Below are 14,293 nucleotides of genomic sequence, written 5' to 3' on the forward strand. Positions count from 1 at the left end.
ATGGAAAGATTTGAGCCTAAATTAAGCTGGAGTTCATTAAAAGACAATCTGATTCAAGAATTTTATCGTCCTGCATTAAAAAATGCCAAATTATATCAAAGAAAAGCAGGATTTTTTTCATCAACGTCGTTTATGGATATTACAAATGAGGTAATTTCAATTATAGAAAAAAAAGGCAGAATACAATTAATCACTAGCCCAAAACTATCATCAACTGATATCGAAATTTTTCAAAAAAGTGTTGAAGATAAAGACACAATGATTTCAGAATTGTGCCTTAAGGGGTTATTTGATGATCAAGATCAAACTAAGAATGATTTTAGAAAATTAATGGCATACATGCTTGTAAATGAAATAGAAGGGCATCCACAACTTGAAATAAAAATTGCACTTACTGAAGATGGACAAGGAATATTTCATGAGAAATTAGGAATCATATATTATACAAATAATGACATCATCACATTTTCAGGTTCAGTGAATGAAACAAATTATGCATGGAATAGAAACATTGAGAATTTTAAAGTATTTTGTAATTGGAGAGGAGACACAGATAAACAAGCAGTTGACGATGACATATCTTCATTTAATGATTTATGGGAAGGTAATGAAACTAAAGTTAGAATATATGATTTACCTCAAGCTGTAAAAGAGAAATTATTAGAAACTAGACCAAAATCAGATGAAGAATTCAAAGAGATTTTTGATAGAGTTTGTAAAGCATTATCAATTGAGCCCGAAGAATTGGAAAAAGAAAAAGAAGGATTAAGAGGATATCAAAAAGAAGCTAGAGAAAAATGGCTAGACAATAATTTCAGAGGAATTTTTTCTATGGCTACAGGGACTGGAAAAACATTTACAGCGTTTGGATGTATGAGCAAATTTCAACAATCAGAAGGACAAACTGTAACTGTCATTGCATGCCCGCAGACACATTTGGTAGATCAATGGAGGAGAGAAAGCAGGACATACAACTCATCAGTACCTCCCGATGATCAAATATCATTAGAAAGAGAAGTAACATGTTATAGTGATAACCCACGTTGGCAAACAGAACTAGAATCAATTTTGCTAGATTTTAATGAAAAACTGTTTAGTGGTGAGGCATTAATTCAAAATTTTGTGATTTATGTTACACATAAAACATTGAATTCAAAGAAATTCAAAGATTACATATTATCCATAAGAAATGGTAAAAAATTACTAATTGTAGATGAAGTTCACAATATTGGCTCTGAATTATCACAACCAGCATTACTTGAAGAATATGAATGCAGATTAGGCCTAAGCGCAACCCCCATTAGACATTATGATCCCGAAGGAACATCTGCACTAATGCAGTTTTTCAACAACATTGTATTTGACTTATCATTAAAACAAGCAATAGATGAAGGGTATCTTTGCAGTTATGACTATTTTCCATATTATGCAGAGCTTAATCATGATGAGATGGATGTCTATGATGCACTTACAATAAAAATTGCGGAAAAATATTCCAGAAAGTCAAAACATCCAACAGATGAGGATGATCAAAATGATCCAGAAATCAAACGTGCAAATTTAATTGCAAATGCAGAGAACAAACTAGGAATCCTTGAAGAAATTTTAAATTCAATTCATAATATTAAACAGACTTTAATTTATTGTACATCTAACCCTTCACCCGCAGTTCCATTTGGAACTCCAACACAATTAGATAAAGTAGAAAAAATTTTAGTAGAAAAAAATATTGTTAGCACATCAGTTACATTTAGAAATCCTACCAAAGATAGAAGCTTGATTCTACAAAAATTAGCTGTTGGGCATTATGATTGCATTACTGCAGTGAGATGTCTTGACGAAGGGGTGGATATCCCATCAGTTGAAACCGCAATAATCATGGCAAGTTCAGGAAACCCTAAACAATACATCCAAAGAAGGGGAAGAGTTCTGCGTCAAAGTAAAAAAACAGGTAAAACCAAAGCTGTAATTTATGATATTTTAGTAAAACCACCATTGCCAGATGAAGGATTAGATATTAGTAAAAGAGAACGAAAGTTGGTTGCAAAAGAATTACTGAGGCATAAAGAATTTGCATCAATTGCATTAAATCATAACGAAGCAATTGAAACAATAAGAAAAGTGGCTACAAAATACAAAATAGATTTTGAATCCCTAGATGAAGAATACATTCAAGATTTCAACTAATTTGAATTACGAACTACCTCATTAATCATATCTGTGAAAATACCTTCCAATGGTTTCTCTGAGGGTCTGTTTTTTATTTTAGCATAAACTTCTTGAAAACCTGCATTTGCATATTTTTCACAAATTTTTACAACTTTGTTGGAATCTTTGATCACATTAATATCCCCAAAATGTTTGATTGCCAATGCTCTCATCAAATGTCTTACAGGAGGAGAGAACATTTTTGCATTAAGAGTCCCCTTTCCTGTAGGTTCTGAAGGTTCAAGATTTTTTGTAAATCCATATGCCATAGAAAAGATGAAAATTTCCCAAAAATTATGTCCAAAAAATGGAGACCATTCAGAAATCGTTAATTCATTATATTGTTCTTTATTATTTTCACCATAATTTACATCAGGGAATTTAATGTCTTCTTCACTCATTTATCTTTCCTCCATTTTGGAACGTAATCCACAATTATTGCCACATCCTTTTCCATTCCTGTAATCAGAGAGTATTTTACATTGATTTGTTCCTCTAACAATTCACCAAAGGGAGATTCTGGCCTTCCTTCTGCTTGATGAACATTTGTGTCAGGATTTAAAAATTCAGTATCAGTAGCTAGAAAAATTATTTGTTCATCAGGAAGATATTTTGGAAGAGCTTGACTGAGCAGATATCTAGGAGTGCCAGAAACTCTACCCAAAGGAGTATCAATTATTAGCGGAAATTTGTATCCAGTAACATCTCTGATTGCACTAATAAAAGAAAGTGCCAAAAACAGGCTTTCCCCAGCAGACAAAGAGCCTAGCATAGAGACATCTTTTTGATCAATTAGTTCTACAGAGTAATCAGATTTTATAATAAAACTTTTGAATTTATTTTGTTTATACATTGTTTGTAGAAAAATTTCCATGGTTTTTGATTGTACTTGTTCACGAATTTCATGTTTTAATTCAGAATAAGTTTTTTCAAAAATTTCAGTGATTGATTCCCAAATTGCTTGTTCATGATATATTTTTTTAGCTTTATTATCCCTACTCATCAGTTTTTTACGGTCTAATCGATATTCTTTATTTTGTAATTCATTTTGTTTTAGTTTGAATTCAATATCTTTTATTTCAGATGTGGTTTCTTTAATTTTATTTAACAAATGATCATGATCTTTTACTAGTTGATCAATATCAACTTGGCCCAAATTTTGTAAATCAATTTTAATTTGTTTTATTTTGTTATTGTATTTCAGAGACTCTGTCTTGGCTTTAGATAAATTTATTCTAGGTTTGTCAAATGATTCTAAAGTAAATTTGTTGAAATCACCTAGTAATTTCTCTTCAAAATAAAATTTCATGTTCACACTTCCATCTAATCCTTGATCTTCTGCCATACTATCACGAACATTCATTACATTTAGACGAGCTTCGTTTGTTTCCTTGCCATCTTTAATATGAGATTGAAGATTTGTGTGACATATGCATTTTCCAAGTTCTAACAAATCATTTGTAAAGATTTTTTTTGCTTCATATGGCAAATCTCCTTTTTTGCGTAATTCATCTACAATATTTACAGAATACTCTATAGCTGGTTTTAAAAAGAATGTGGGTAAATTCTCTATAAAACTTGAAAAATATTCTTTTTCAGCTTGCTGTTCCGCCTGAAAAGAAGTGTTGTAGGCGTGTTGTACCTCTTCAAACTGTTTATTTAGATTTTTTACAGCCTCAACACTTGACGCACCAAATTGTTCAGCAATATCTAATAATCCGTGATTCATTTTTTCAATATCTTGATTTAATTCGGCAATTCTAGGCTTTCCAGTTGCATGATAGTACTCATTATCATCTGTTTCAGGATCATAGGCAAATCTTAGTTCACTGCTAAAGTATTCATTACCTTGAGAATCTTTGGATAATTCATAAAAATCATTTACCTTAATTTTTAATGTGAGATTGTCTATGTCTTTTTTTCCTATTTGAGGAACTGATTTTTTTAATAAATCCAAGTGATCTAAAGTGGTTTTTAATAAATGCAGTTGAGATATTCTTTCAATTCCTATCTGTACTTTTTTAATTCCTGTCCAGAACTTTTCAAGAAATTCCCCATCAAGAATAAAATATGAAGATAAACTTTCAGGGAGTATCTCATTCATGATACTTTCGGGAGATGTTTTTTTATCAGCATGAAAACTTTGTTCATGTTTTAGTCTTTTTAAAATTTCAAATGTAGATTGACTTTCTATTACTTCACAACCCCATGGCAAAACATAACCTTGTGCATCAGTCATTCTCAGTATTTTTGTACTTGAATCAATTAGATCATAATGATACTCATTTTTTATTACTTTGAGAACTCTGGATATTCTATACGCTGTTTCACCTTTTTGAAGATCTATTTGAACCGACATGCTTGCAATAGATTCAGGATCTAATGAATCTAGATATTTTTGATTAATTATACTATATCCTTCATTTTTTTTGTATGGGGCTCTTTTTTGTAAAAACACCAATTAATCGAATTAAGCAAGTTTGATTTTCCAGCTCCGTTTTCTCCGATAATTGCTGCAAATCCATCATCTCTACTTGGAAAATCAACAGTTTGTACTCCCATATACTGTCTATAATTTTCAAGTTTTATTGAAATAATTTTTATTTTTTCTGACAATTTTAAGACTCCTCATCAAAAGGGAAAAATCGATTCAGAGATAATGGAAATTCACGCTTGAAAGGAGGATCTTCAATATCATTCCATAGTAGTTCCTTTAAAAGTAAAGATTCACAGAATTTGTATTCAGTTTTATCTTTCGAGAATTTTTCAAGTTTTTCGAGGATTTTAGAATTTATTTGAGAATTATCTTCCACAGGAGACAACAGATTATCTAATAAAAAAGACTTAGGGTGATTTTCATAATATAAGAGATCTGAAAATCTTTAATATTTAGACTAGAAAAAAAATTGTGGATTTTCCAGAAATACAAGATAATGAATTCCAAAGAACACTTATGAATATTTTAGATCTTTCTAGCAAAGATAATACATACAAATTCGCATTTATGCGATTTTTGCTTGATTATTGTAATGAACACGCAAAAACCCATGTGGAGTTTTCAACCGTTGCAGAATATTTTTTTAAATATTATTGACTACAAGAATGTAAATCAAAACTAAAACAAGCACCACAAGTTGAAAAAAAACCTGAAATTATTAAGATAATTCAAAAAGAGTTTGACAAACCATATTATCCTCAAACATTTGACAAAATATGCAAAGAAGAATCTAAAAAAGTTCAACAATGTATTGAAAAAATAGTCAAATTTGGGTTTCATAATGTAACATGGAGATTTCAAAGACTCAAAACAGGAATGGGTGTGAAAGAAAAGAAAATTTTCTTTGATTATAAAATAACAAGAGAAAAGCATAGCAATAAAAAATACATAGATTTGAATGCAGGGATCGATATCAATCCAAAAGCAATGCAGTTTTTTAAAAAATATAATATCGTATTGAAAAAAGCTGTTAATTTAGAATGGGCAAAATTTCTTGAAAAACTAAATCTTGGAGTTCCAAGACTAATTCAAAAAACAGAGGGCGAGTTAATTCCTAGAACTGCATTGGGGAAATACAGAAAAGCATTAGAACCATATTTTAAAAACTGCTTTTACTGTGAAAAACATTTACTCCAAAAAGAAATTCACGTAGATCATGTTATTCCATTTGATTACATTGCTGAAGATAGCATTTGGAATTTTACACTGGCATGTCAGAAATGCAATTGTGTAAAGTCTGGCTCATTACCACCTGAAAAATATATTGTTAAATTAATTGAGAGAAACAAAAACTATCGTGATAAAATCTCAATGTTGGAAAAGTCATTAACATTACTAGGTATGAATTTTGAAAAAGTCATTCATGATCATTTTGAGAATGCAATGATGCAGGGATATGTTGTTTTAAAAAAAATCCTTTAATCGGAACATTGTTAAAAAATCTACAAAAAATTTAGATATCAGGATTGGTAGAAATAGAGAGCGAAACTTTTTTTACAGGATCTGTGTTCCCTTGATTCAATAATCCCATTCGTGTATTCATCATGATATTTCTAATTATAGGATCTCGTAATTTCAAAATTCTCATCACATCAAATACAATAGGTCGATCAAATGGATTTGGAATATAACCTGGAGTAGAGATTTTGGTGTTTAATTCTTCAGGTCAAGTAATTCAGTTTTTGTGCTTTCTCGAACAGACATCTATTAGCATAAATTATGAAGATCATTTAACTTTTATCAAATTCTAATCTTTGCCAATGATTTTAGAGCATTTAAAATCTCATCAGTTGCAATCTGAATCTCTTCATCAGTGTTGAACCTGCCACATCCAATTCTAATAGCATTATGAGCCTGATCTTCAGTCAATCCCAAGGCTAAAAGAACATGAGATGGTTCTACCATTTGAGTAGTACATGCAGAACCTGCAGAGATTGCCAATTTTTTAGATACTGTGTTAATTATGGATTTGCTTTGAACCCCATCAAATCGAATATTCAAATTATGAGCCAACTTGTTTATTGGATGACCATTTAATTTTGCACCTACAGCAGATAATTTTTCAAACATCATATCAGTCCATTTTTTAAATTTGATATTCTCTGAATCCATTTCTTTGTATGCAATTTCAACTGCCTTTGCGAATCCTACAATTCCTGGAACATTCAAAGTTCCTGAACGAATGTTTCTTTCTTGTCCGCCACCATAAACAATTGAATTAATTTTTACACGTGGTAAGATACTGCGAATATACAGTGCGCCTATTCCTTTAGGCCCATAGATTTTATGAGAAGATATAGACATCAAATCAATATTCAATTTTTTAACATCAATTGGAATGTGTCCCAGAGCTTGTGCAGCATCTGTGTGAAACAACACATCATTCTCATGTGCAATTCGCCCTATTTCTGATATATTTGCAATAGTTCCAATCTCATTGTTTGCAAACATTATTGAAATCAAAACCGTATCATTAGTAATTACAGATTTTAATTCCTCAGGATTAACCTGACCAAATTCATCTACAGGTAGATAAGTTACGTTGTAACCGATACTTTCAAGATGTCGAGCAGTATCTAAAATTGCTTTGTGTTCTGTTACACACGTAATCAAATGATTTCCCTTGTTTTTGTTTCTCTCCATTACGCCAACCAACGCAAGATTATCCGACTCTGTAGCACCTGAAGTAAAAATAATCTCATCCATATTTGCGCCAATGGCTTTTGCAATTGTTTCACGAGATTGTTGAACTGCAATTGATGCATCATACCCATAGGAGTGATCAAGACTGGATGCATTTCCAAATTTTTCTGTGAAATATGGCTTCATTTCATCAAATACACGTGGGTCTACAGGCGTGGTAGCATGCGAATCGAGATAAATTGGAAATTTCATCTCAGACATTTCGCTCCTCTACAACTAAATCATAAAAATCCCCTAAATCATCTATTCTTGCTGAAAGCGCAATCACTCCACGATTCAAATGACAACGAGTCATCTCATTTAATTCCGTTTCTGCAAGTCCATCATGTTTTAGTCTATTTCTCATCAACCCCAAATAGAGTTGTTCATATTCACCAAACAAAATAGCCGGCTCTAGTACAGAACCATCTTTATCATATTCTTCAGAATGCGGAATGGATTTTTCTTTAATAGATAGACAAATAGCAAATCTTGCCATTAGATTGGGAGTCAATCCAGTTTTAGCTTTTAATCGACCTAAAAGATTTTGACTCTTTGCACTGGTCTTTACACTAGAGAACTTCAACTGCCATCTCCCCTTCATTTTTACCAAAATAACCATCACGAATTCTAGTTTTACCTTTAGAATCATCATATTCTATTACATATGATTTTGAAATAAATGGTTCTAATTTTTTATAATATTCAAAATCAATTTCAGAGTTTGTGGAAAGAATAATTGTTTGCTGTGAGGTTCTTGGGAAAAACGACTCTACTAGTTTTTCTCGATGTTCAACATCTAGTCTTGCAAGAGGTGTGTCTATCATAAATGGAAGTGTTCTTCCAGAAGTTTTTGCCAATCCCCAAACTAGAGCTGTTGCATAAATTTGAAGTTCACCTTTAGATAACATGTTCTTGGTAATCTCATCACCTTTTGCATTGTACAAAGTAACTTCAAAAGTATACTTATCAATGGTCACCTTATGAACAAAGTCTTTTTTGTGCAATAATATTCCAAGACCCTTCAAAACATTTTCCTCCAAGGTTGTAATTTTTTCCTTACGTAGTAATTGTGAATAGTCATCTAACACCTCCAATACAGAATAGGCAATTTTTTCACTGGATGTAGATTTATCATGATCCTTTTTCAGATTCAGACAAGATCGAATTCTTGCATTCAATATGCCTAGTTGAGTTTTTCTTTGAGATAATTTCAGTTCCAACTCATCAAGTTCTGTTTCAAGTTTTCCTTTTTTTGTCGTGGTATTTTCCATTTCATCCATAATGGACTTGATTTCATCTACATCAGGCCTGATTTTACGCACCAAATCAATTTTTTCCAAGGCATTTTTTTGAACATTGTAGGAATTGGTCAATTCATGTATTCTATCAATGGTCGATGTTTTTGCATTTTCAATTAATGTTAGGATTTGCTCCATTTGCAATTGAGAGAGATTAAAGAATGTGGATTGAATGGAATCATTGTTTTTTAATTCATTTTTTAGAATTTTAACCAATTCTGCATCTATGGATTTTTTAAAATCTTGTGAGATTTCAGGCAAAAAGGATTCAGAATTTAAAACAGACGAGATTTTATTGCATTGTTTTTCAATAATTTCTTGCTCATAATTTAAATGAATAATTTTTTGATCAGATTCTAGTTGATTTTTAATTTCTTGCATTTGTTTTGAAATTAAACAAAATGGTAACTCTGTAGAGCACAAATCTCTGATTTCTTTTTCAGTGACTGCAATCTTTGAGGAGATATTTTCTTTAGTTTGTTCCATGTCTTCATGTTTTTTATAGTACCCTCCACCAATTTTTTGGAATTTTTCTTTTGTTAATAGTAGTTCATTTTGAACATTTGTCAGTGTCATCTTTAGTTTTTTGCAAATAGTGTCTTTTTCTTGAATATCTTTTTCTAATTTTTCATGTGTTGATAACAGTGGTTCTAAATCCTCGATAGATAATTCACTTAATAGTTGATCACGAGTGTAAAATTTCAGATAGGCATCAAGTTCATTTGGAGCGTTATTCAAAAGTTGTTCCAAAGTACTATTCCTGCCTTTTTGTTTTGGAGTCGGTGAAGATTTTATTTGAGTTTTGGAAATTGTAGAAAGAAAATGTCCAAGATCTTTTTGCAATTGATGAACAATATCTAAACCAAGTAAAGTGTCAAATGAAGATTGAATGTACTTGTTTTCATTATTATCATCTGCAATACTTTGAATTTTCTCACCGTCAAAAAAGAATAGTTTTGCAATTCCTCGTGGGATTAATTGGTTGATGAATTGTTGCCAGTCGGATTTGTCAATTGAATCCATTTCTTCAAATCTGTGTTGGTCTTTCCAACTTTTTGCATTCGGAATAGATACGTCTAATTCTTGAAAATTATTTGATTTAGCATCAGATTTTTTTACAGATAGAAATTCATCGATTTTACCCTCATTGTTTTGCCAAGTTCTAGTGATTTGGTATTCCTGAATTTTGCCATCAAAAGAGATGTCAAATTCAATTGAAATTGAAGATTCTTCGCAGACAGTATGCTCAGACAAATTTCTATGAAATGATCGTAAAATTTTATCATTATACTCCTTCTCACGACCAGAATCATCAAAATCCTTACCGTAAAAACACAGCATTATAGATTCAAAGAGTGTGGTTTTTCCTGCACCATTTTTACCGCCACAGAGGATCACTGTTTTTTCAGGAGTGGTTTTAAAATCAAATTCATTTTTTCCTCCATATACTCCAAAATCAGTAATGGTGATTTTATTGATAATCATTTTTACTCAGAATTTTCAATTGAGCCGCTAGAAGTTATTTTAATCTTGGATTGCAGTTCTTTCTTTTCATTCAAATCATCAAGAATTTTCTTAAATTCATCATCATCATCAACGTTTCTCCATTCTTTTGATAATTCTGATTTTATTTTACTGTGAATTTTAGAATGTCTATTTGCACCCTGAGCTTCAAGCTCCAAACTAAGAAGATTACTGACTAGTCTAAAAGGAACATTGTGTGATGAACAAGTTTTCTCAAGAATTTCTTGTTCAGTTTGTTCAAAATGTCCCATTTCATTTTTCCTAAGTTGAAGATTCTTTCCAGTAATTCTTTGATAAATTTCATATGCCGAATTTTTCCAATCACCTTGTTCCTGTCTCCAAATTTGCTGAATTTTATGGATTTCTTCTTCTGAAATTAGTTCCATGTCAGGATCATTTTTCAATTTTTGGACTTTTAGTTGGCCTTTGAGTAATTTTTCTAAATACTCTTTTCTAAATTCCATCCTATATGGTCCTGGTGTGTATCCTTCCAGAGAATGCATTTTTAGAGTTACAGTTCCGTCTCTTCTTCTTCGCTCTCGAAAATCATTCCAATTATCTATTTTGTCAACATTGTCATTTTTTTCAGCATCTTCTAGGGTTTTGAAAATCAGATCACAAGTACATGCATAATGTTTTTTTCTTTGTCATAGATGAACTCATTTTCACATTTTTTGCAAAAATATCTAAATTCAGGCTGCGTATTTTTTAGTTCTTCACGGAGTTCAGCTAGTACTTCCATCCATTCATTTTTTTCATCATTGTCAATCAGATTTGAAAGATAACTTTGATTATCAACTACAGTACAAGTCCAACAACCAAATCTACCGCCACCACATGATGCAGTACTAGTATCAATTACCAAAGGACATTCACTGGCATTTGCATCTTGATACATTGCAAGCAAGTCACGATTTTCCTCACCCCACGGGTTCTTGTTTTCAAGCAAGTAATTCCATACATCTTCTGCAGAAAAGTCCTCAATTGGAGTGTAGACATAGGTTAGATCAAATTTGGAATGACGGGAAAGTTTGCTGTTTTCAATCTTGTATAATTCCATTACTTGACTCCTAGCTTTGCTTTCATTTTTTCTCATTCCCAAAAGGACTATTGCCTCACCGTGTTTTGAAACAGTTTCTTGAATGAATCTATCAGCATTTGAAATTTTTAGCATGTCTGTACACCACCTAAACCAATTAGTGGGAGCAGGATATCCTAAACCCAAAAGCCTGACCCAAAATGTATCTGAAATTGGAGGTCGTAGCAGATTAGTTTCAAGTGGAAGATTGGCTTTTTTTGCATATTTCTCCATTTTTTCAAGATTTCTGATTATTCTTTCTGCAATTTGAGGGGCTTCAACTAGAGTGTTGGAAGATATGACATAGATTTTTTTCTGCAATTTATCTGCAGGTAGCATAGATAGTGCAGTCCATACCAACTGTACCATACATGTGGAATCCTTACCACCACTAAATCCAATAATCCAAGGCCGATTATCGTCAAGATACACAGTTTTGATTTCTTCGATTACCTCGTGAAGTGATCTTTTTTTTAAAACAGGCTCACTCATAGTTTTGCCTCTATTTTTTGCCGTGATTCAGAAAGGGTTCCACCACACTTTTGTATAATGACATTGGCTGCAAGATCAATTCCTATTGCAAGTTTTGTCATTTGGCCATTACGTAGTAATCGTCCATCCCATTCAGGATTGTTTCTTGACCAGTCAATTTTTTTGAGATTCTTTAATTTGTCTTTCCATGTCTTTGGAAATTCATCGATGATTATTTTTCCTGCAATACCTAATGCATTAAGCAGATTAGTATTTGTACTGACAAAATCTTTTCTTAGTACTGCAGGAGCAACGTCATTTTCTAAAAGCAATTGCCATTCGGGCATATTTTTAGATACTATCTCCCAAAATTCTTGGAGAAACTCTTCTTCTTTTTTTGATATTTTGTTTCCTTTTGATGAGCCAAGTAATTTCATGGATGCATCAGAAATTCCATTAAGAGTAAATGTTTTAGTTGAGCGATTAGAGATCGTTGTTTTCTCCAACTCTACCCTTCCTTTGAAAATGTCTATGGTATTTACCAAATTTACAATAAATTTTGAAAAGTCATTTCGATGATCATATAAGATATTAAGTGACTTTGTTGGTTTTACAGCATTTTTATTTAAATCCGAAAACATTTGCTGACTTCGTTTCAGTCCGTCATCTCTAAAAAAAACAACTGAAATCATTTCATGTCCTAGTTCTGGTTTTTCTTTTAATGCTTCTTCAATTGCTTTTCTTCTGTGTTGCCCGTCATTAATTAAAAATCTGGAATCCATGTTGATGTAAAGACGTCCTAGTTTGCCATCCTTATCAAGAGAGGCAGCTGGAGTAAATTTCATTTTTCCATCAACTGATGCAGTCAATGAAGAAAAGGTGTAATCATTAGGATTATTCAAAATGTAATTTTTGATGGCAGGAATTCTAGTCTCTCGAAGTGTTCTCTGAGCCCTTAATTCTGGGGGAATATCAAAATCATTGAAGACGAATATTTTTGGGATAATTTTGAGCGGACACATTGCAACATAAAATTCACGTCCAGCCTGAATCCCTCTGATTGCATCAAATCCATATACATCACTGCCCACTGATTGCTCATCAATCCGGGCTTGGGACATGCCTAATTAACTTGGAAGTTTGATAAAAGGCTTTGGAAGTCTACAATCACCAAATGGAAGTGTATTGCGATCAGAATGCTTTTTTGAGCTTTTCTAAATCTGCTTTTCCCAAGGTGATTTGAAACATTCTTGCATCTGGATGTTTTGCACCACTTGCAGCAGGATGAAATACTACCTTAATTTTACCATCTTCTTTTGTAATAGTAACGGGTCTGCCGCCAATTTCGTCTTTTGCCATAATTGGGGTATAGGATTATTGTTTATAGAGTTATTGAATTCATGAATTTAGGAAAATTTAAAGAAAATCAGTTCTCTTGAAGAGTCATTTCTTTTTGGTTCAAATCTCTAAAAATGATATTTATTTTTCATATGTTTAAATTCATACTTTATTAATTTTAATTATTGATTTATCCAAAATGGTATGAAAAATTTGGTAAATGGATCCAGAAAAGAGATAGAATTATTCAGAAAGGCCAAAGAAGCCATCTATTAATTTCCCATTTTTTAGATGGATTTGAAATTTACGAAAGTGAATTCTATTACAATTGTGATTTAACGAAACGTGATATTAGGGAAATTCTTGGAATCTTGAATCATTTCAGACAAGAATGTATTTGGAATTACAAATTTAGTCATGATCCTGAATTAAAATGGTACTGTAGTGATGATTTTGTAGAACATCTTCAAACTTTAGATGTTGTAACCTCTTATCTTACCTTTGCCGAAATTAATCAAATTTTTTATTAATGGAAAATATCTTGAAAAATTATGTGCTATTTTTGTGATTCAGTTATGATATTTTCAAAATATTCATTTATTGTATCTGTGATTTTACCATCTAAAGTTTTATCATTTGAAATAATTTTGTTTAAAATTTCAGAATATGTCATTTTATTTTCAAATTTTGTTTTGATCTCTTTTGCATCAATATTTGCGAGATTTTCATTATCAAAATATTTATCTCGAAAATGTGTATCAAAATATTGCATAATACAAAGAAAAATTGGCCTAATGTGCTCATATTCATCTGGGAATCTTTGATAATTTGTTTTTAACATCATTTTAATAATCCCATCTATAATTTCATCATGTTTTATGTTCTTTTTTAGAAAATAATGCATTGTTGCTAAACAATTTGCTTTGGCATAATTTGAATTCATTAATTTTATTACACTGTCTGCCTCATAATCATAATTTTTGATATGGCTTTTCAGATTAGTTATATTTTGAGGTTTTTTCATATAACTAATTGTTTTAGAGAGAATTTGATCAAGAATCCATGATAAAACAATTTCTTTGATTGGTATATTGTTGAAAATGTCTTGGTTGATTGAATCTTTCTCATCAAAGATTTGGGTTTCTTTAAGCATCACTGATTCGTAAGGTTTTTCATAATACCATGCATAACCAT

Annotated in this window: 15 protein-coding genes; 3 read left to right on the top strand and 12 right to left on the bottom strand. The window is 31.5% G+C overall.

The features are described from left to right. Window positions 1–2,187, top strand: a complete 2,187-nt coding sequence (locus BD31_RS09185; RefSeq protein WP_008301625.1) for a DEAD/DEAH box helicase family protein — start codon at window positions 1–3, stop codon at window positions 2,185–2,187. On the opposite strand, the gene BD31_RS09190 is transcribed toward BD31_RS09185, so the two are convergent. Genes BD31_RS09190 through BD31_RS09205 form a run of 4 tightly spaced genes read right to left on the bottom strand, consistent with a single transcriptional unit; the run spans window position 2,184 to window position 5,021 of the window. Further along, window positions 2,184–2,609, bottom strand: a complete 426-nt coding sequence (locus BD31_RS09190; RefSeq protein ID WP_008301624.1) for a hypothetical protein — start codon at window positions 2,607–2,609, stop codon at window positions 2,184–2,186. The genes BD31_RS09185 and BD31_RS09190 overlap by 4 nt on opposite strands. Beyond that, window positions 2,606–4,669 carry a DNA sulfur modification protein DndD gene (locus BD31_RS09715; protein WP_008301598.1) on the bottom strand — a complete coding sequence of 688 codons (2,064 nt, stop codon included), beginning with the start codon at window positions 4,667–4,669 and terminating at the stop codon, window positions 2,606–2,608. Before BD31_RS09715 ends, BD31_RS09190 begins: the two co-directional genes overlap by 4 nt. Continuing rightward, window positions 4,615–4,824, bottom strand: a complete 210-nt coding sequence (locus BD31_RS09200) for an AAA family ATPase (RefSeq protein ID WP_008301615.1) — start codon at window positions 4,822–4,824, stop codon at window positions 4,615–4,617. Before BD31_RS09200 ends, BD31_RS09715 begins: the two co-directional genes overlap by 55 nt. 2 nt (window positions 4,825–4,826) lie before the next feature. Then, window positions 4,827–5,021 carry a hypothetical protein gene (locus BD31_RS09205; protein WP_158641242.1) on the bottom strand — a complete coding sequence of 65 codons (195 nt, stop codon included), beginning with the start codon at window positions 5,019–5,021 and terminating at the stop codon, window positions 4,827–4,829. A 506-nt stretch (window positions 5,022–5,527) separates the two neighbouring features. Here BD31_RS09205 and BD31_RS09720 point away from each other — a divergent pair. Next, window positions 5,528–6,127, top strand: coding sequence for an HNH endonuclease (locus BD31_RS09720; protein ID WP_158641243.1), 600 nt, complete (start codon window positions 5,528–5,530; stop codon window positions 6,125–6,127). A 318-nt stretch (window positions 6,128–6,445) separates the two neighbouring features. On the opposite strand, the gene BD31_RS09220 is transcribed toward BD31_RS09720, so the two are convergent. From BD31_RS09220 to BD31_RS10145, 7 genes are all read right to left on the bottom strand, one after another. Continuing rightward, window positions 6,446–7,600 (bottom strand): cysteine desulfurase family protein, encoded by a 1,155-nt coding sequence (locus tag BD31_RS09220; RefSeq protein WP_100222208.1) that lies wholly within the window; start codon window positions 7,598–7,600, stop codon window positions 6,446–6,448. A 1-nt stretch (window position 7,601) separates the two neighbouring features. After that, window positions 7,602–7,973 carry a DNA sulfur modification protein DndE gene (dndE, locus tag BD31_RS09225; protein ID WP_052319565.1) on the bottom strand — a complete coding sequence of 124 codons (372 nt, stop codon included), beginning with the start codon at window positions 7,971–7,973 and terminating at the stop codon, window positions 7,602–7,604. After that, entirely contained in the window at window positions 7,960–10,173 is a 2,214-nt protein-coding gene (gene dndD / locus BD31_RS09230) for a DNA sulfur modification protein DndD (RefSeq protein WP_008301612.1), read from the bottom strand. The genes dndE and dndD overlap by 14 nt, the downstream gene beginning before the upstream one ends. A 2-nt stretch (window positions 10,174–10,175) precedes the next feature. Continuing rightward, entirely contained in the window at window positions 10,176–10,715 is a 540-nt protein-coding gene (locus BD31_RS09235) for a DNA modification system-associated small protein (protein ID WP_008301620.1), read from the bottom strand. 107 nt (window positions 10,716–10,822) lie between these two features. Further along, on the bottom strand, window positions 10,823–11,782 hold the full coding sequence (gene dndC, locus BD31_RS09240; protein WP_008301604.1) for a DNA phosphorothioation system sulfurtransferase DndC: 960 nt from the start codon (window positions 11,780–11,782) through the stop codon (window positions 10,823–10,825). Further along, window positions 11,779–12,882, bottom strand: a complete 1,104-nt coding sequence (gene dndB / locus BD31_RS09245; protein WP_048097632.1) for a DNA sulfur modification protein DndB — start codon at window positions 12,880–12,882, stop codon at window positions 11,779–11,781. Before dndB ends, dndC begins: the two co-directional genes overlap by 4 nt. A gap of 70 nt (window positions 12,883–12,952) precedes the next feature. After that, a complete protein-coding gene (locus BD31_RS10145; RefSeq protein WP_008301634.1) occupies window positions 12,953–13,120 on the bottom strand; it encodes a hypothetical protein in 168 nt (55 codons plus the stop codon). A 164-nt stretch (window positions 13,121–13,284) separates the two neighbouring features. Between BD31_RS10145 and BD31_RS09250 the strand changes: the two genes are divergently transcribed. Next, window positions 13,285–13,629 (top strand): hypothetical protein, encoded by a 345-nt coding sequence (locus BD31_RS09250; protein ID WP_008301623.1) that lies wholly within the window; start codon window positions 13,285–13,287, stop codon window positions 13,627–13,629. A gap of 26 nt (window positions 13,630–13,655) precedes the next feature. Here BD31_RS09250 and BD31_RS09255 read toward each other — a convergent pair. Then, a partial coding sequence (locus BD31_RS09255; protein WP_158641244.1) for a hypothetical protein occupies window positions 13,656–14,293 on the bottom strand: 638 nt, incomplete at its 5' end.

It is taken from the genome of Candidatus Nitrosopumilus salarius BD31 (assembly GCF_000242875.2).
In the GTDB taxonomy this organism is placed as follows: domain Archaea; phylum Thermoproteota; class Nitrososphaeria; order Nitrososphaerales; family Nitrosopumilaceae; genus Nitrosopumilus; species Nitrosopumilus salarius.